This is a genomic window from Escherichia sp. B1147, assembly GCF_001660175.1.
GTDB lineage: Bacteria > Pseudomonadota > Gammaproteobacteria > Enterobacterales > Enterobacteriaceae > Escherichia > Escherichia whittamii.
Genome location: NZ_LFHY01000010.1, coordinates 35,697 through 51,991 on the forward strand (window position 1 = coordinate 35,697; position 16,295 = coordinate 51,991).

At 52.6% G+C, this 16,295-nt stretch carries 18 protein-coding genes; 3 read left to right on the top strand and 15 right to left on the bottom strand.

Annotated elements, in window-relative coordinates:
• Positions 1-73: 73 nt before the first annotated feature.
• Positions 74-2,635 (top strand): DNA mismatch repair protein MutS, encoded by a 2,562-nt coding sequence (gene mutS / locus A9180_RS09140; RefSeq protein ID WP_064528097.1) that lies wholly within the window; start codon positions 74-76, stop codon positions 2,633-2,635.
• Between the two features lie 105 nt (positions 2,636-2,740).
• The gene (gene pphB / locus A9180_RS09145; RefSeq protein WP_064528100.1) at positions 2,741-3,397 is read left to right on the top strand and encodes a protein-serine/threonine phosphatase; all 657 of its coding nucleotides are present in this window, start codon (positions 2,741-2,743) and stop codon (positions 3,395-3,397) included.
• Between the two features lie 41 nt (positions 3,398-3,438).
• Here the strand turns inward: pphB and A9180_RS09150 are convergent, their stop codons facing one another.
• The 3 genes from A9180_RS09150 to A9180_RS09160 are packed head-to-tail and all read right to left on the bottom strand — an operon-like array spanning position 3,439 to position 5,706.
• A complete protein-coding gene (locus tag A9180_RS09150; protein WP_000562980.1) occupies positions 3,439-3,675 on the bottom strand; it encodes a non-oxidative hydroxyarylic acid decarboxylases subunit D in 237 nt (78 codons plus the stop codon).
• Between the two features lie 10 nt (positions 3,676-3,685).
• Positions 3,686-5,113 carry a non-oxidative hydroxyarylic acid decarboxylases subunit C gene (locus A9180_RS09155; RefSeq protein ID WP_064528102.1) on the bottom strand — a complete coding sequence of 476 codons (1,428 nt, stop codon included), beginning with the start codon at positions 5,111-5,113 and terminating at the stop codon, positions 3,686-3,688.
• Positions 5,113-5,706, bottom strand: coding sequence for a non-oxidative hydroxyarylic acid decarboxylases subunit B (locus A9180_RS09160; RefSeq protein WP_064528105.1), 594 nt, complete (start codon positions 5,704-5,706; stop codon positions 5,113-5,115). Before A9180_RS09160 ends, A9180_RS09155 begins: the two co-directional genes overlap by 1 nt.
• A gap of 145 nt (positions 5,707-5,851) precedes the next feature.
• Here A9180_RS09160 and A9180_RS09165 point away from each other — a divergent pair, with 145 nt between their 5' ends.
• Complete coding sequence (locus A9180_RS09165) at positions 5,852-6,259, top strand: MarR family winged helix-turn-helix transcriptional regulator (protein ID WP_064528108.1); 408 nt, start codon at positions 5,852-5,854, stop codon at positions 6,257-6,259.
• A 114-nt stretch (positions 6,260-6,373) separates the two neighbouring features.
• Here A9180_RS09165 and rpoS read toward each other — a convergent pair whose 3' ends face one another.
• The 12 genes from rpoS to cysD all read right to left on the bottom strand — a co-directional run bounded on the left by rpoS (position 6,374) and on the right by cysD (position 16,146).
• Positions 6,374-7,366 (bottom strand): RNA polymerase sigma factor RpoS, encoded by a 993-nt coding sequence (rpoS, locus tag A9180_RS09170; RefSeq protein ID WP_000081550.1) that lies wholly within the window; start codon positions 7,364-7,366, stop codon positions 6,374-6,376.
• Positions 7,367-7,428: 62 nt separating this feature from the next.
• Entirely contained in the window at positions 7,429-8,517 is a 1,089-nt protein-coding gene (gene nlpD, locus A9180_RS09175; protein WP_241957072.1) for a murein hydrolase activator NlpD, read from the bottom strand.
• A gap of 192 nt (positions 8,518-8,709) precedes the next feature.
• Positions 8,710-9,336 carry a protein-L-isoaspartate O-methyltransferase gene (pcm, locus tag A9180_RS09180; RefSeq protein ID WP_000254703.1) on the bottom strand — a complete coding sequence of 209 codons (627 nt, stop codon included), beginning with the start codon at positions 9,334-9,336 and terminating at the stop codon, positions 8,710-8,712.
• Positions 9,330-10,091, bottom strand: a complete 762-nt coding sequence (gene surE / locus A9180_RS09185; protein WP_001516955.1) for a 5'/3'-nucleotidase SurE — start codon at positions 10,089-10,091, stop codon at positions 9,330-9,332. Before surE ends, pcm begins: the two co-directional genes overlap by 7 nt.
• On the bottom strand, positions 10,072-11,121 hold the full coding sequence (truD, locus tag A9180_RS09190) for a tRNA pseudouridine(13) synthase TruD (protein WP_064528114.1): 1,050 nt from the start codon (positions 11,119-11,121) through the stop codon (positions 10,072-10,074). The genes surE and truD overlap by 20 nt, the downstream gene beginning before the upstream one ends.
• Complete coding sequence (gene ispF / locus A9180_RS09195) at positions 11,118-11,597, bottom strand: 2-C-methyl-D-erythritol 2,4-cyclodiphosphate synthase (protein ID WP_001219242.1); 480 nt, start codon at positions 11,595-11,597, stop codon at positions 11,118-11,120. The genes truD and ispF overlap by 4 nt, the downstream gene beginning before the upstream one ends.
• Complete coding sequence (gene ispD / locus A9180_RS09200; protein ID WP_064528117.1) at positions 11,597-12,307, bottom strand: 2-C-methyl-D-erythritol 4-phosphate cytidylyltransferase; 711 nt, start codon at positions 12,305-12,307, stop codon at positions 11,597-11,599. Before ispD ends, ispF begins: the two co-directional genes overlap by 1 nt.
• An 18-nt stretch (positions 12,308-12,325) precedes the next feature.
• Positions 12,326-12,637: a cell division protein FtsB gene (gene ftsB / locus A9180_RS09205; protein ID WP_000517476.1), complete on the bottom strand. Its 312-nt coding sequence runs from the start codon at positions 12,635-12,637 to the stop codon at positions 12,326-12,328.
• Between the two features lie 193 nt (positions 12,638-12,830).
• Complete coding sequence (locus tag A9180_RS09210; RefSeq protein ID WP_064528120.1) at positions 12,831-13,154, bottom strand: DUF3561 family protein; 324 nt, start codon at positions 13,152-13,154, stop codon at positions 12,831-12,833.
• Between the two features lie 49 nt (positions 13,155-13,203).
• The gene (gene cysC, locus A9180_RS09215) at positions 13,204-13,809 is read right to left on the bottom strand and encodes an adenylyl-sulfate kinase (RefSeq protein ID WP_064528280.1); all 606 of its coding nucleotides are present in this window, start codon (positions 13,807-13,809) and stop codon (positions 13,204-13,206) included.
• Positions 13,809-15,236: a sulfate adenylyltransferase subunit CysN gene (cysN, locus tag A9180_RS09220; RefSeq protein ID WP_064528122.1), complete on the bottom strand. Its 1,428-nt coding sequence runs from the start codon at positions 15,234-15,236 to the stop codon at positions 13,809-13,811. The genes cysC and cysN overlap by 1 nt, the downstream gene beginning before the upstream one ends.
• Position 15,237: 1 nt before the next feature.
• Entirely contained in the window at positions 15,238-16,146 is a 909-nt protein-coding gene (gene cysD, locus A9180_RS09225) for a sulfate adenylyltransferase subunit CysD (RefSeq protein ID WP_000372392.1), read from the bottom strand.
• Positions 16,147-16,295 lie beyond the last annotated feature (149 nt).

The following is a 16,295-nucleotide window of genomic DNA, read 5'->3' on the forward strand; positions in this document are numbered from 1 at the left end:
GCGCCTTATGTGATTACAACGAAAATAAAAACCATCACACTACATTTAACATCAGGGAACCGGACCTAACTCCATGAGTGTAATAGAAAATTTCGACGCCCATACACCGATGATGCAGCAGTATCTCAAGCTGAAAGCCCAGCATCCTGAGATCCTGCTGTTCTACCGGATGGGTGACTTTTACGAGCTGTTTTATGACGACGCAAAACGAGCGTCGCAGCTGCTGGATATTTCACTGACTAAACGCGGCGCATCTGCGGGCGAGCCGATCCCGATGGCAGGTATTCCCTACCATGCAGTGGAAAACTATCTCGCCAAACTGGTGAATCAGGGCGAGTCGGTTGCTATATGCGAACAGATTGGCGACCCGGCGACCAGCAAAGGGCCGGTTGAGCGCAAAGTTGTACGAATCGTCACGCCAGGGACTATCAGCGATGAAGCCCTGTTGCAGGAGCGTCAGGACAACCTACTGGCGGCTATCTGGCAGGACAGCAAAGGCTTCGGTTACGCGACGCTGGATATCAGTTCCGGGCGTTTTCGTCTGAGCGAACCGGCTGACCGCGAAACGATGGCGGCAGAACTGCAACGCACCAATCCGGCGGAACTGCTTTATGCAGAAGATTTCGCCGAGATGTCGTTGATTGAAGGTCGTCGCGGCCTGCGCCGTCGTCCGCTGTGGGAGTTTGAAATCGACACCGCGCGCCAGCAGTTGAACCTGCAATTTGGCACTCGGGATCTGATTGGTTTTGGCGTCGAGAACGCACCACGCGGGCTTTGTGCTGCCGGTTGCCTGTTGCAGTATGCGAAAGATACCCAACGCACCACCCTGCCGCATATTCGTTCTATCACTATGGAACGTGAGCAGGACAGCATCATTATGGATGCTGCGACGCGTCGTAACCTGGAGATCACCCAGAACCTGGCGGGCGGTGTGGAGAATACGCTGGCCTCCGTGCTCGATTGCACCGTCACACCGATGGGTAGTCGTATGCTGAAACGCTGGCTGCATATGCCAGTGCGCGACACCCGCGTGTTACTTGAGCGCCAGCAAACTATTGGCGCATTGCAGGATTTCACCGCCGAGTTACAGCCGGTACTGCGTCAGGTCGGCGATCTGGAACGTATTCTGGCACGTCTGGCATTACGTACCGCTCGCCCGCGCGATCTGGCTCGTATGCGTCATGCCTTCCAGCAACTGCCGGAACTGCGCGCGCAGTTAGAAACTGTCGATAGTGCACCGGTACAGGCACTGCGTGAAAAAATGGGCGAGTTTGCCGAGCTGCGTGACCTGCTGGAGCGGGCAATTATCGAGACACCGCCAGTGCTGGTGCGCGACGGTGGCGTCATCGCTCCAGGCTATAACGAAGAACTGGATGAGTGGCGTGCGCTGGCTGACGGCGCGACCGATTATCTGGAGCGTCTGGAAATCCGCGAGCGCGAACGCACCGGTCTGGACACGCTGAAAGTTGGCTTTAACGCGGTGCACGGCTATTACATTCAGATTAGCCGTGGACAAAGCCACCTCGCGCCAATCAACTATATGCGCCGCCAGACGCTGAAAAACGCCGAACGCTATATTATTCCGGAGTTGAAAGAGTACGAAGACAAAGTCCTCACTTCAAAAGGTAAAGCGCTGGCGCTTGAAAAACAACTTTATGAAGAGCTGTTCGACCTGCTGTTGCCGCATCTGGAAGCGTTGCAGCAGAGCGCGAGCGCGCTGGCAGAACTCGACGTGCTGGTGAACCTTGCCGAACGCGCGTATACGCTGAACTACACCTGCCCGACCTTTATCGACAAACCGGGCATTCGCATTACTGAAGGCCGCCATCCGGTGGTTGAACAGGTACTGAATGAACCGTTTATCGCCAACCCGCTGAATCTGTCGCCGCAGCGTCGCATGTTGATCATTACTGGTCCGAATATGGGCGGTAAAAGTACCTATATGCGCCAGACTGCACTGATAGCGCTAATGGCGTATATCGGCAGTTACGTACCTGCACAAAGCGTGGAAATTGGCCCGATTGACCGTATCTTCACCCGCGTAGGCGCAGCGGACGATCTGGCTTCCGGACGTTCAACCTTTATGGTGGAGATGACCGAAACCGCCAATATTTTGCATAACGCCACCGAGTACAGTCTGGTGTTGATGGATGAGATTGGACGCGGGACATCCACTTACGATGGTCTGTCGCTGGCATGGGCGTGTGCGGAAAATCTGGCGAACAAGATTAAAGCGTTGACGCTGTTTGCCACCCACTATTTCGAGCTGACCCAACTGCCGGAGAAAATGGAAGGCGTCGCCAACGTGCATCTCGATGCGCTGGAGCACGGCGACACCATCGCCTTTATGCACAGCGTGCAGGACGGCGCAGCGAGCAAAAGCTACGGTCTGGCGGTTGCTGCGCTGGCAGGCGTGCCGAAAGATGTGATTAAGCGCGCGCGGCAAAAACTGCGTGAACTGGAGAGCATTTCGCCGAACGCCGCCGCTACACAAGTGGATGGTACGCAAATGTCTTTGCTGTCAGTACCGGAAGAAACCTCGCCAGCGGTCGAAGCACTGGAAAATCTCGACCCAGATTCACTGACCCCGCGTCAGGCACTGGAGTGGATTTATCGCTTGAAGAGTCTGGTGTAAAAATAATTCCCGATAGTCATTTGCTATCGGGAATATTAACGACAACTGACGAATCAAATAAAAATACCCTGTATAATAAGAGAGCTTATTTTACAGGGTAAAACCATGCCATCTACACGCTATCAAAAAATTGATGCTCATAACTATCGCCATATATGGGCCGTTGGTGATATTCATGGTGACTATCAATTATTACAATCCCGCTTACATCAACTCTCTTTTTGCCCTGAAACAGACTTACTTATTTCTGTCGGCGATAATATTGATCGTGGGCCGGAGAGCCTTAACGTGCTACGCCTGTTAAACCAGCCCTGGTTTACGTCGGTTAAAGGCAACCACGAGGCGATGGCGCTTGATGCATTCTCGACTGGCGATGGTAATATGTGGCTTGCCAGCGGCGGCGACTGGTTCTTTGAGTTAAATGATTCGGAACAAAAAGAAGCAATAGACCTGTTGCTTCGCTTTCATCATCTTCCGCATATTATTGAAATCACCAACGATATTATAAAATATGTCGTCGTACATGCAGATTATCCTGGTGATGAGTATCAGTTCGGTAAAAAAATAGCGCAAAGCGAATTACTCTGGCCTGTTGAGCGTGTTCAGAAATCGCTTAAAGGTGAGTTAAAAGAAATAAATGGTGCCGACTGTTTTATCTTCGGGCATATGATGTTTACGAATATCCAGACATTTGCCAATCAGGTTTATATTGATACAGGCTCCCCGGAGAGCGGACGGTTATCGTTTTATAAAATTAAATAACGTGGCCGGGTAAGGCAAAGCCTCTACCCGGCACTTTTTTATTAACGCTTATCTGCCGCCAGCAGCGGTGGAATGCTCGGCACCATCGGCGCATCATCAATATCTTTCTGCGTCATACGGAACGCTTCCGGGTAATGTTCGCGACTGGTGCGGCGCAACGGTTCGGTATCGCGCCAGGTATAAAGGCAATGCTGGCACTGGTATACCGTCCAGACATCTTTCACCGGCGATTTCGCCATCACTTCAATCTGTTCATCAGCACAACGTGGACAAATCATCTTGTTCTCCTTATTTACGTGCGGCCAGCATAGCGGTCAGTTTTTCAGCCCAGGCTTTGGTTTCCGGTAAATCCACCACCGGCTGGCTGTAGTGACCGCGGTTGTCTGGGGCAACAGGCGTGGTGGCGTCGATAATCAGCTTATCGGTGATCCCCGCCGGGCTTGAACCTGGATCGAGTTCCAGTACTGACATATTCGGCAACTGCACCAAATCCCCTGCCGGGTTCACTTTCGACGAGAGCGCCCACATCACCTGCGGCAGGTTGAACGGGTCAACGTCTTCATCGACCATAATCACCATCTTCACGTAGCCCAGACCATGCGGCGTAGTCATTGCGCGCAGGCCCACCGCGCGGGCAAAACCACCGTAGCGTTTTTTGGTGGAGATAATCGCCAGCAGGCCGTGGGTGTACATGGCGTTCACCGCTTGTACTTCCGGGAACTCAGCTTTTAGTTGCTGATACAGCGGCACACAGGTGGCTGGCCCCATCAGGTAGTCGATTTCGGTCCACGGCATCCCGAGATAGAGCGATTCAAAAATCGGTTTTGTGCGGTAAGAGACTTTATCGATACGCACCACGGTCATGTTGCGCCCGCCGGAGTAGTGGCCGGTAAACTCACCGAATGGCCCTTCAATTTCGCGTTTACGGCTTTCGATAACACCTTCGAGAATGACTTCCGAGCCCCACGGCACATCAAAACCGGTCAGCGGGGCGGTGGCGATCGGGTACGGGCTTTCGCGCAGTGCGCCCGCCATTTCGTACTCAGACTGATCGTATTTCAGTGGTGTAGCGCCCATCAGCGTGATGATCGGATCGTTACCAAGGGTGATCGCAATCGGCAGATCTTCGCCACGCTCTTCCGCTTTATGCAGATGCAGGGCGATATCGTGCATCGGCACCGGTTGCAGGCCGAGCTTACGTTTGCCCTTCACTTCCATACGGTAGATGCCGACATTCTGCTTACCGAAGTTTTCCGGGTCGAGTGGGTCACGGGAAACCACGCAGGCTTTATCGAGATAGAATCCACCATCGCCGTCGTTTAAACGAAACAGTGGCGGGATATCGAACAGGTTAATCTTTTCGCCATCGACAGTGTTCTGCGCCCAGGCTGGATTTGCGCGACGCTCCGGGGCAATCGGGAAGTTATCCCAGCGGCGGATAAACTCATCAATCTGTTTTTTAACCGGCGTGTTTGGCGGCAGGCCGAGGGAAATCGCGTGGTTCTGCCAGGAACCGATGGTGTTCATCGCCACGCGGGCATCGGTAAAGCCGCGAATATTATCAAACCACAGTGCAGGCGCGCCGTCGCCGATGCGCCCGGTGGCGTTGGCAGCAGCGGCCAGATCTGGCTCGGCATTCACCTCTTCGCTGATTTTCAGCAACTGACCGTGGTCATCAAGCGCCTGTAAAAAACTGCGTAAATCATCAAAAGCCATTACTCATTCTCCTGAGAAAAACTCCCGGACTGCGGCAATCCTTGCCAGCGCCTGGCTTGAGGATGTTCGAGGCCAAACTGATCCAGCACGCGAGCTACCACGTGGTGGACAATGTCATCTACCGTTTCGGGATGGTTATAGAAGGCAGGCATGGGCGGTATCATCGCCACGCCCATACGGGAAAGCGCGAGCATATTTTCAAGGTGGATAGTACTGAGCGGCATTTCACGCGGCACCAGCACCAGCTTGCGCCCTTCTTTAAGAACAACATCAGCAGCTCGCCCCACCAGCCCATCGGCATAGCCAGCACGAATACCAGCCAGCGTCTTCATACTGCACGGAATGACGATCATGCCATCGGTACGAAAGGAACCTGAGGAGATAGTCGCCGCCTGATCCGCCGGGTTATGGCAGTAGTCTGCCAGGGCAGCGACATCGCGAACACTGTAGGGCGTTTCCAGTTCAATGGTGGTTTTCGCCCACTTCGACATCACGAGATGTGTTTCCACACCGGGCATCTTCTTTAGTGCTTGCAGTAATGCCACACCAAGAGGCGCACCTGTAGCCCCTGTCATCCCGACTATCAGTCTCATTTTTATTCCCTTAATTGTTCGTACACGAACGTTATTATTAACATACCCTTCTATTCACATTGCGGCAAGTACGGAAAAGTAACAACATCCCCTTCGTCACTAAAAAACCGCTATGATAGCGACAGAAAGTTAGCCCGGAGTTTACATGGCGTTACGAAATAAAGCGTTCCATCAGTTACGACAGCTTTTTCAGCAGCACACGTCTCGCTGGCAGCATGAGTTGCCTGACCTGACCAAACCGCAGTACGCCGTGATGCGCGCCATTGCTGATAAGCCTGGTATCGAACAGGTGGCGCTGATGGAAGCAGCAGTCAGCACCAAGGCAACGCTGGCAGAAATTCTGGCAAGAATGGAAAATCGTGGCCTGGTCAGACGAGAGCATGACACCGTCGATAAGCGGCGGCGTTTTGTCTGGCTGACTGCCGAAGGAGAAAAGGTACTTGCTGCGGCGATACCGATTGGTGACAGTGTGGATGAGGAGTTTTTGGGACGTTTGAGTGGAGAAGAGCAGAAACTGTTTATGCAACTGGTGCGCAAGATGATGAACAAATAGGATGCTGATTGCCGGATGCGACGCCCACGCGTCTTATCCAGCCTAAAAACCGACTCTCCAGACAAAAGAAAAAGGCCAGCCTCGCTTGAGACTGGCCTTTCTGACAGATGCTTATTATTCGCGGAACAGCGCTTCGATATTCAGCCCCTGAGTCTGCAAAATCTCACGCAGACGGCGCAGGCCTTCAACCTGAATCTGGCGAACACGTTCACGGGTGAGGCCAATTTCACGACCTACATCTTCCAGTGTTGCCGCTTCGTACCCCAGCAAACCGAATCGACGTGCCAGCACTTCACGCTGCTTGGCGTTCAGTTCGAACAGCCATTTGACGATGCTTTGTTTCATATCGTCATCTTGCGTGGTGTCTTCCGGACCGTTTTCTTTTTCATCGGCCAGGATGTCCAGCAACGCTTTTTCGGAATCACCACCCAGTGGGGTGTCTACCGAGGTAATGCGCTCGTTAAGACGAAGCATACGGCTGACGTCATCAACCGGCTTATCCAGTTGCTCTGCTATCTCTTCCGCACTCGGTTCGTGGTCCAGCTTATGGGACAACTCACGTGCGGTTCGCAGGTAAACGTTCAGCTCCTTTACGATGTGAATCGGCAAACGAATAGTACGGGTTTGGTTCATAATGGCCCGCTCGATCGTCTGGCGAATCCACCAGGTTGCGTATGTAGAGAAGCGGAAACCACGTTCCGGGTCAAACTTCTCAACCGCGCGGATCAGCCCCAGGTTGCCCTCTTCGATAAGGTCCAGCAGCGCCAGACCACGATTGCCATAACGGCGGGCAATTTTTACCACCAGACGCAAGTTACTCTCGATCATCCGGCGGCGAGAGGCGACATCACCACGCAGTGCGCGACGCGCAAAATAAACTTCTTCTTCGGCCGTTAACAGTGGCGAATAACCAATCTCACCAAGGTAAAGCTGAGTCGCGTCCAGCACACGCTGTGTTGCCCCCTGCGATAACAGCTCCTCTTCGGCCAAATCGTTATCACTGGGTTCCTCTTCAACTAAGGCCTTTTCGTCAAAAACCTCAACTCCATTCTCATCAAATTCCGCATCTTCATTTAAATCATGAACTTTCAGCGTATTCTGACTCATAAGGTGGCTCCTACCCGTGATCCCTTGACGGAACATTCAAGCAAAAGCCTGGTTCCGCCGATTTATCGCTGCGGTAAATAACGCAGCGGGTTTACGGATTTCCCCTTGTAACGAATTTCAAAATGCAAGCGTGTTGAACTGGTTCCGGTGCTACCCATGGTCGCTATTTTTTGCCCCGCCTTAACTTCTTGTTGTTCCCGGACCAGCATTGTGTCGTTATGGGCGTAGGCACTCAGGTAATCATCATTATGTTTGATGATAATCAGATTACCGTAGCCGCGCAGCGCATTACCGGCATAAACAACGCGGCCATCTGCGGTCGCGATAATTGCCTGTCCTTTGCTACCTGCGATATCAATCCCCTTGTTGCCTCCCTCAGAAGCGCCAAAGGTTTCTATCACTTTGCCCTCAGTCGGCCAGCGCCAGGTGGAGATCGGCGCACTGGTTGTTGTACTGCTGACAGTTGGCTCGGTTGTGCTTGCTGTTGGTACCGTTACAGGCGCTGTGACCGTGGTCGCAGTTGGCTTGTTGTTCGGCAACATTTTGTTAGCACTCTGTTCACCCGAAGATTCAGAATACGTAATTGTCGGTTGCGACGCAACAGCAACGGTGGAATTTTGTGCAGGCTTGATCACAACTCCTTGCTCTGCTGCATCGGCCTGGGTAATGGCATTTCCGCCAGTGATTGGCGTACCGGAAGCATTACCCACCTGTAAGGTCTGACCTACGTTCAGAGCGTAAGGAGCCTGAATATTGTTGCGTTGGGCAAGGTCACGGAAATCGTTGCCGGTAATCCAGGCGATATAAAAAAGTGTGTCGCCTTTTTTCACGGTGTAAGTGCTGCCGCTATAACTGCCTTTCGGAATATTCCCGTACTGACGGTTATAGACGATGCGTCCGTTTTCCATTTGCACCGGTTGCTGGGTAACAGGCTGTACCGGTTGGATTTGCGGCTGTTGAGCCGATTGAATTTGTGGCTGTTGTACCGGCTGAATTTGTGGTTGCTGCGTTGTAGACGTCGTCCCCATTTTCGGTGGCGGCGTAATCAACATACCAGAATTGGTATTTGCTGGCGCATTGCCATTAACGGAGCTGACCGGTGCCGGTGGATTTGAAGTGTCAGAACAGCCAGCCAACCATAGCGAAACCAGTGACAAAGCCGCAATACGGCGAACGGTGAATTTTGGGCTTCCCGCGCTCATTTATCCCCCAGGAAAAAATTGATTAATAACCAGTGACATAATTACCGTGCAAGGCACCCTACTGAACACTGGAAAAGATGTTCACGATACGCTGACCTGCTGCAAAATAACCAGGAAAATTCCAGGTATTTTCCTCACGCTTTAAGCCAGCTCCCCCTTTACTAAGGGAACAAAGCGCACAGCCTCCACAGTGTCGATAATAAATTCGCCTCCCCGACGACGCACCCGCTTTAAATACTGGTGCTCTTCCCCTACAGGTAAGACGAGAATGCCGCCTTCGTCCAGTTGCGTCATTAACGCTGTCGGAATTTCGGGCGGTGCAGCCGTTACAATGATAGCGTCAAACGGCGCACGTGCTTGCCAACCTTGCCATCCATCTCCGTGACGGGTTGAAACATTGTGTAAATCAAGATTTTTCAGACGTCTGCGCGCCTGCCACTGCAATCCTTTAATCCGTTCAACCGAGCATACATGCTGGACAAGATGTGCCAGAATTGCCGTTTGATATCCCGAACCAGTGCCGATTTCCAGCACTCGCGACTGCGGCGTCAGTTCGAGTAATTCGGTCATTCGCGCCACCATATACGGCTGCGAAATTGTCTGCCCCTGACCTATCGGCAACGCGATATTGTCCCAGGCTTTTTGTTCAAACGCTTCATCGATGAATTTTTCACGCGGCACGGCAGCAAGTGCATTAAGCACCTGCTCATCCTGAATACCTTGCGCACGTAATTGATCCAGAAGTGCTTGTACGCGTCTGCTTACCATTGCGTGCCAACTCCCACGCTGTTTAACCAGTCTGAAACCACATCTTGCGCGTTGTGCGCGGTTAAATCTACATGCAGCGGCGTGATGGAGACGTAGCCTTCATCTACCGCAGCAAAATCGGTCCCCGGACCGGCATCACACTTACCGCCCGGCGGGCCAATCCAGTACAGCGTATTACCGCGCGGATCCTGCTGCGGGATAACCTGATCTGCCGGATGTCGTGTACCGCAGCGAGTCACGCGGATACCTTTAATCTGATCCAGCGGTAAATCAGGTACGTTGATATTGAGAATACGTCCGGTACGCAGCGGCTCTTTACACAGTGCGCGCAAAATGGAACAGGTGACTGCTGCAGCAGTGTCGTAATGTTTATGCCCGTCAAGTGAAACGGCCAGTGCCGGAAAGCCTAAATGACGACCTTCCATCGCGGCGGCCACCGTACCGGAATAAATAACATCATCACCCAGATTCGGCCCTGCGTTAATACCCGAAACCACAATATCCGGGCGCGGACGCATCAGAGCATTCACGCCAAGATAGACGCAATCGGTCGGGGTTCCCATTTGCACGGCGATATCACCATTTTCAAAGGTAAACGTGCGCAGGGAAGATTCCAGCGTCAGGGAGTTTGAAGCACCGCTGCGATTACGATCGGGGGCGACCACCTGAACGTCAGCAAACTCACGCAGAGCTTTCGCCAGCGTTTGTATACCGGGCGCATGTACCCCGTCATCATTACTCAGCAATATGCGCATAATCACCTGTTGTGTTGATAAGTTCCCTGACAACGCTGGTCGCAAAACTCCCCGCCGGAAGCCAGAAACGGATTTCTACGGTGACGTCATCCCACCAGTTCCAGCTTAATTGTTGCGGATATAACAGCATCGCTCTGCGCGCGGCTTCTACTTTTTCGCGCACCAGTAGGGCTTGCAATTCAGTTTCGTCGGCTACCGCCGCTTGTTCGAATGCCAGCGCCTCACGCTGGGTTCCCCATTCGCCGCTACCCGGCATAGCAGCAGTAATCATCAGCTCTTTATCGTTCACGCGACGCTGTAATTCTGCCAGTTCTTCGTGAGTAGCAACAAACCAACTGCCGCGCCCGGCTAATTGTAGCGCATCACCGTCAACAACCTGATTAACTTCTGCTTTTTTGAGTCGTTCAGCAACAATCTGATTAAACAACGCACTACGAGCTGCCGACAACCAAAAACTACGCTTATTGCGATCGCGCACCGGAGTATTGGTTTGCGCCCAGCGCAACGCGCCCTGCAAGTTACTACCGCCAATACCAAAACGTTGCGCGCCAAAGTAATTCGGTACACCTTTCACGCAAATATCGATCAGTCGCTGTTCAACGTCATCACGATTGCTCACTTCTCGCAGCACCAGGGTAAAGGAGTTGTCTTTCAGCGCCCCTAAACGCAGTTTACGCTTGTGGCGCGCATACTCCAGCACCTGGCAGCCTTCCAGCTGAAACGCGCTTAGATCAGGCATCTCTTTGCCCGGTACGCGAGCGCATAACCACTGTTCCGTAACGGCATGTTTGTCTTTCTGCCCGGCGAAACTGACTTCGCGAGCATGAATTTTCAGGAATTTCGCCAATGCGTCGGCCACAAAACGGGTATTGCAGCCGTTTTTAAGAATGCGCACCAGGATATGCTCACCTTCACCATCAGGCTCAAAGCCTAAATCTTCCACCACCACAAAGTCTTCCGGGTTGGCTTTCAGCAGCCCGGTTCCTTGCGGTTTGCCGTGGAGGTAAGTGAGATTATCAAATTCAATCATTTTGTTGCCTTAATGAGTAGCGCCACCGCTTCACAGGCAATCCCTTCCCCACGTCCGGTAAATCCGAGTTTTTCCGTAGTAGTGGCTTTCACGTTAACATCATCCATATGGCAGCCGAGATCTTCGGCAATAAACACGCGCATTTGTGGAATATGCGGCAGCATCTTCGGTGCCTGAGCGATGATAGTGACATCGACGTTGCCGAGGGTATAGCCCTTCGCCTGAATGCGTCGCCAGGCTTCGCGTAGCAGCTCGCGGCTGTCCGCACCTTTAAATGCCGGATCGGTATCCGGGAACAGCTTGCCGATATCCCCCAGCGCCGCTGCACCAAGTAATGCATCAGTCAGCGCGTGCAGCGCCACGTCGCCATCAGAATGTGCCAGCAGCCCTTTTTCATAAGGGATGCGCACGCCACCAATGATAATTGGGCCTTCGCCGCCAAAGGCGTGAACATCAAAACCGTGTCCAATTCGCATTATGTATTCTCCTGATGGATGGTTCGGGTGAGATAAAATTCGGCAAGCGCCAAATCTTCCGGGCGCGTGACTTTAATGTTATCCGCTCGGCCTTCGACAAGCTGTGGATGAAAACCGCAGTATTCCAGCGCCGAGGCTTCGTCAGTAATGGTAGCGCCTTCATTTAAAGCGCGCGTCAGGCAGTCATGTAACAGCTCACGAGGGAAAAATTGCGGCGTCAGCGCGTGCCATAAGCCGTTGCGATCAACGGTATGAGCAATGGCGTTTTTGCCAGGCTCCGCGCGTTTCATCGTATCGCGCACCGGCGCGGCGAGAATCCCTCCCGTGCGGCTGGTTTCGCTCAACGCCAACAGGCGCGCGAGGTCATCCTGATGCAGACAAGGGCGAGCGGCGTCATGCACCAGCACCCACTGTGCATCACCAGCGGCTTTCAGACCTGCCAGCACGGAATTAGCACGCTCTTCACCACCATCAACAACGGTGATTTGCGGATGATTCGCCAGAGGAAGTTGTGCAAAGCGGTTATCGCCAGGGCTTATTGCAATGACGACACGCGACACCCGGGGATGCGCCAGCAGCGCATGCACCGAGTGTTCAAGAATGGTTTGATTACCGATTAAGAGATATTGCTTAGGACATTCCGTTTGCATTCGGCGGCCAAATCCGGCCGCCGGAACCACGGCGCAAACATCCAAATGAGTGGTTGCCATGTTAATTCCCGGGCTGATTTATCGATTGTTTTGCCCCGCAGACTGTGCGCGCTTCGACGCGTCAGGCACCAGACGATAAAAAGTTTCGCCCGGCCTGGTCATGCTGAGTTCATTACGCGCACGCTCTTCGAGCGCCTCCTGGCCACCATTGAGATCGTCAATTTCGGCAAAAAGCTGATCGTTTCGCGCTTTAAGTTTCGCGTTTGTAGCTTGCTGTGCCGCCACATCATCATTGACGCGGGTATAGTCATGTATACCGTTCTTACCGAACCACAGCGAATACTGTAGCCAGACCAGAATAGCCAGCAACAGCAGCGTTAGTTTACCCATCCTGCCCCCTGAAAAACGGCATCCTCATCCCATGCATCCGAAGACGACTCTACATCCTCTGTTGGGGATACCGCGACAACGCGGGCAAATGTACCACATTTGTCCATTGTTACGTATACCCAGGGCGCGCAGAACATAATCTCATTGTTGGTTACGGTTTGAATTATGGACAGAATGAACAGGAAAGAACAGATTAGCCCAACAACCACATAAACAGTGCACCAAACATAATGCCAACGGTGATAAAAGTGAAAACAATACTGTAGCGTAATTTTCCGTCCATCAAGGAATGCAGCGCAATACCTACCACCACCGCAACAGGCATCAGCGCCAGAAAGAAAGGCCAGGTGTAGATAAAGAAAAACAGCGTGTTAGAGCCATAAATCAACATCGGAATCGCCAGTGCACACAGCCAGGACACAAAACCGACCACGGCCCCAGGTAGCGACCATGTGGTTTCTTCGTCCTCAGTAAGGCTATCACTATTTGTTAGTGTAATGTTATGGCTATTACGCATATCGGATCCTGTCACTTTGACGAACCGGGCATGAAAACCCGGTGGTGTCTCAGGATCTGATAATATCGTTCTGTCTCAGTAGATCTAATAATTGCTGAACCAAATTTGTTACTAATTGTTCACCATTGAGATGAATTTCTGCCGATTCAGGCGCTTCGTAAATTGCATCTATTCCGGTAAAGTTGCGCAGTTCACCAGCGCGCGCTTTCTTATATAAGCCTTTTGGATCGCGAGCCTCGCAAATCGTCAGCGGCGTATCGACAAACACTTCGATAAATCGCCCTTCTCCTACGCGTTCGCGAACCATCTGGCGTTCAGCGCGATGTGGCGAGATAAACGCGGTCAGCACCACTAGTCCGGCTTCAACCATTAAATTCGCCACTTCACCAACCCGACGGATATTTTCTTTGCGATCGGCATCGCTAAAACCGAGATCGCTACATAACCCGTGGCGAACGTTGTCACCATCCAGCAAATACGTACTGATGCCGAGTTTATGCAGTGCTTCTTCCAGCGCGCCCGCGACGGTTGATTTACCAGAACCGGAGAGCCCAGTAAACCACAGCACAACACCACGATGTCCGTGGTGCTGTTCGCGCTGTTGCACAGTTACTGGGTGGCTATGCCAGACGACGTTTTCGTCATGCAGAGCCATCATTTACCTCCCAGTAAATCGCGCGCGCCCCAGTGCGGGAAGTGACGGCGTACTAACGCATTCAGTTCAAGCTCGAACACACTAAATTCCGACGGCGCAACGACGGCATCGTTTGTTGGCTCATGCACCATACCTGCACCAACAGTCACGTTGCTCAGACGATCGATAAAAATCAGCCCCCCCGTCACCGGATTTTGTTGATAACGATCTAACACCAGCGGCTCGTCAAAGGTGAGATCCACCAGGCCGATCCCATTCAGCGGCAGGTTTTCAACTTCACGCTGGGTAAGGTTATTAATATCAACCTGATAGCGAATTCCATCAACACGAGCGCGCGTCTTCTTACCGGCGATTTTGATGTCGTAACTCTGGCCCTGGGAAAGCGGTTGTTCCGCCATCCATACCACATCAACTGACGCACTCTGCACCGCCGGCAGCGCTTCATCTGCTGTCAGCAGCAGATCGCCACGGCTGATATCGATCTCATCCGTCAGCACCAGTGTGAACGCTTCTCCGGCAAAAGCTTCTTCGCGATCGCCATCAAAAGTAACGATCCGCGCGATGTTTGACTCCACGCCAGAGGGCAGTACTTTGACACGTTGCCCGACTTGCACGCGACCGGAAGCCAGCGTTCCGGCGTAGCCACGAAAATCGAGATTCGGGCGGTTAACGTATTGAACCGGGAAGCGCATCGGCTGGGCATCAACCACTCGCTGGATCTCAACGGTTTCCAGCACTTCAAGTAATGTTGGGCCGCTGTACCACGGCATACTTTCGCTTTGCGAAGCCACATTGTCGCCTTCCAGGGCAGAGAGCGGTACAAAACGAATATCCAGATTACCCGGTAATTGTTCGGCAAAAGTCAGGTAGTCTTCACGAATGCGGGTGAATGTCTCTTCACTGTAATCCACCAGATCCATTTTATTGATCGCTACGACCAGATGTTTAATCCCCAGCAGCGTAGAGATAAAACTGTGACGACGGGTTTGATCGAGCACGCCTTTACGGGCGTCGATCAATAAGATCGCCAGCTCACACGTTGACGCTCCGGTCGCCATATTGCGGGTGTACTGCTCGTGCCCAGGAGTGTCGGCGATAATAAATTTACGCTTCTCGGTGGAGAAATAACGGTAAGCCACATCGATAGTGATGCCCTGTTCGCGTTCAGCTTGCAGGCCATCCACCAGCAACGCCAAATCCAGTTTTTCGCCCTGGGTACCGTGTCGTTTGCTGTCGTTATGCAGCGATGAGAGCTGATCTTCGTAGATTTGGCGAGTATCGTGCAGCAGGCGACCAATCAGGGTGCTTTTGCCGTCATCGACGCTGCCGCAGGTCAGAAAACGCAGCAGGCTTTTATGTTGTTGGGCAATCATCCAGGCTTCGACGCCGCCTTCATTGGCGATTTGTTGTGCAAGTGCGGTGTTCATCTTAAAAATACCCCTGACGTTTTTTCAGCTCCATGGACCCCGCCTGGTCGCGGTCAATCACGCGGCCCTGACGTTCACTGGTGGTGGAAACCAGCATCTCTTCGATGATTTCCGGCAGTGTTTGTGCGTTTGATTCCACCGCACCGGTCAGCGGCCAACAGCCCAGCGTGCGAAAGCGCACCATCCGTTTTTTAATCACTTCGCCCGGTTGCAGGTCGATACGGTTGTCATCAATCATCATCAACATACCGTCGCGTTCCAGGACCGGACGTTCAGCGGCGAGATACAGCGGAACAATGTCAATATTTTCCAGCCAGATGTATTGCCAGATATCCTGCTCGGTCCAGTTAGAGAGCGGGAAAACGCGGATGCTTTCGCCTTTGTTGATCTGCCCGTTATAGTTATGCCACAACTCCGGACGCTGGTTTTTCGGATCCCAGCGATGAAAGCGGTCACGGAAAGAGTAGATTCGTTCTTTGGCGCGGGACTTCTCTTCATCGCGACGTGCACCACCGAAGGCGGCATCAAAGCCGTATTTATTCAGCGCCTGTTTCAGGCCTTCGGTTTTCATAATGTCGGTATGTTTGGCGCTGCCGTGCACGAACGGGTTAATCCCCATCGCCACGCCTTCTGGATTTTTATGTACCAACAGCTCGCAGCCGTAAGCTTTCGCCGTACGATCGCGAAACTCATACATCTCGCGGAATTTCCAGCCGGTATCGACATGCAGCAGTGGGAACGGCAGCGTACCAGGATAAAACGCCTTGCGCGCCAGATGCAGCATGACGCTGGAATCTTTGCCGATGGAGTAGAGCATCACCGGATTTGAGAATTCTGCCGCCACCTCGCGAATGATGTGGATGCTTTCCGCCTCCAGCTGTCGCAGGTGGGTAAGTCGTTTTTGATCCATAACCGTTCCTTTGCAATACCGCTATTTTCTTGCCATCAGATGTTTCGACTATAGGGAGCGCAGGAGAACGAATGAAATTACCAATTGGAATGAGTAGTTCCTTAACGGAATAACGCTTTGGCAAAGCAAATATCAAAAAGTGCTTAAGC

Bases quoted from the DNA above. Each gene is read 5' to 3' on its own strand.
- mutS (WP_064528097.1), top strand. From the start codon at position 74: ATGAGTGTAATAGAAAATTTCGACGCCCATACACCGATGATGCAGCAG.
- pphB (WP_064528100.1), top strand. From the start codon at position 2,741: ATGCCATCTACACGCTATCAAAAAATTGATGCTCATAACTATCGCCAT.
- A9180_RS09150 (WP_000562980.1), bottom strand. From the start codon at position 3,675: ATGATTTGTCCACGTTGTGCTGATGAACAGATTGAAGTGATGGCGAAA.
- A9180_RS09155 (WP_064528102.1), bottom strand. From the start codon at position 5,113: ATGGCTTTTGATGATTTACGCAGTTTTTTACAGGCGCTTGATGACCAC.
- A9180_RS09160 (WP_064528105.1), bottom strand. From the start codon at position 5,706: ATGAGACTGATAGTCGGGATGACAGGGGCTACAGGTGCGCCTCTTGGT.
- A9180_RS09165 (WP_064528108.1), top strand. From the start codon at position 5,852: ATGGCGTTACGAAATAAAGCGTTCCATCAGTTACGACAGCTTTTTCAG.
- rpoS (WP_000081550.1), bottom strand. From the start codon at position 7,366: ATGAGTCAGAATACGCTGAAAGTTCATGATTTAAATGAAGATGCGGAA.
- pcm (WP_000254703.1), bottom strand. From the start codon at position 9,336: ATGGTAAGCAGACGCGTACAAGCACTTCTGGATCAATTACGTGCGCAA.
- surE (WP_001516955.1), bottom strand. From the start codon at position 10,091: ATGCGCATATTGCTGAGTAATGATGACGGGGTACATGCGCCCGGTATA.
- truD (WP_064528114.1), bottom strand. From the start codon at position 11,121: ATGATTGAATTTGATAATCTCACTTACCTCCACGGCAAACCGCAAGGA.
- ispF (WP_001219242.1), bottom strand. From the start codon at position 11,597: ATGCGAATTGGACACGGTTTTGATGTTCACGCCTTTGGCGGCGAAGGC.
- ispD (WP_064528117.1), bottom strand. From the start codon at position 12,307: ATGGCAACCACTCATTTGGATGTTTGCGCCGTGGTTCCGGCGGCCGGA.
- ftsB (WP_000517476.1), bottom strand. From the start codon at position 12,637: ATGGGTAAACTAACGCTGCTGTTGCTGGCTATTCTGGTCTGGCTACAG.
- A9180_RS09210 (WP_064528120.1), bottom strand. From the start codon at position 13,154: ATGCGTAATAGCCATAACATTACACTAACAAATAGTGATAGCCTTACT.
- cysC (WP_064528280.1), bottom strand. From the start codon at position 13,809: ATGGCTCTGCATGACGAAAACGTCGTCTGGCATAGCCACCCAGTAACT.
- cysN (WP_064528122.1), bottom strand. From the start codon at position 15,236: ATGAACACCGCACTTGCACAACAAATCGCCAATGAAGGCGGCGTCGAA.
- cysD (WP_000372392.1), bottom strand. From the start codon at position 16,146: ATGGATCAAAAACGACTTACCCACCTGCGACAGCTGGAGGCGGAAAGC.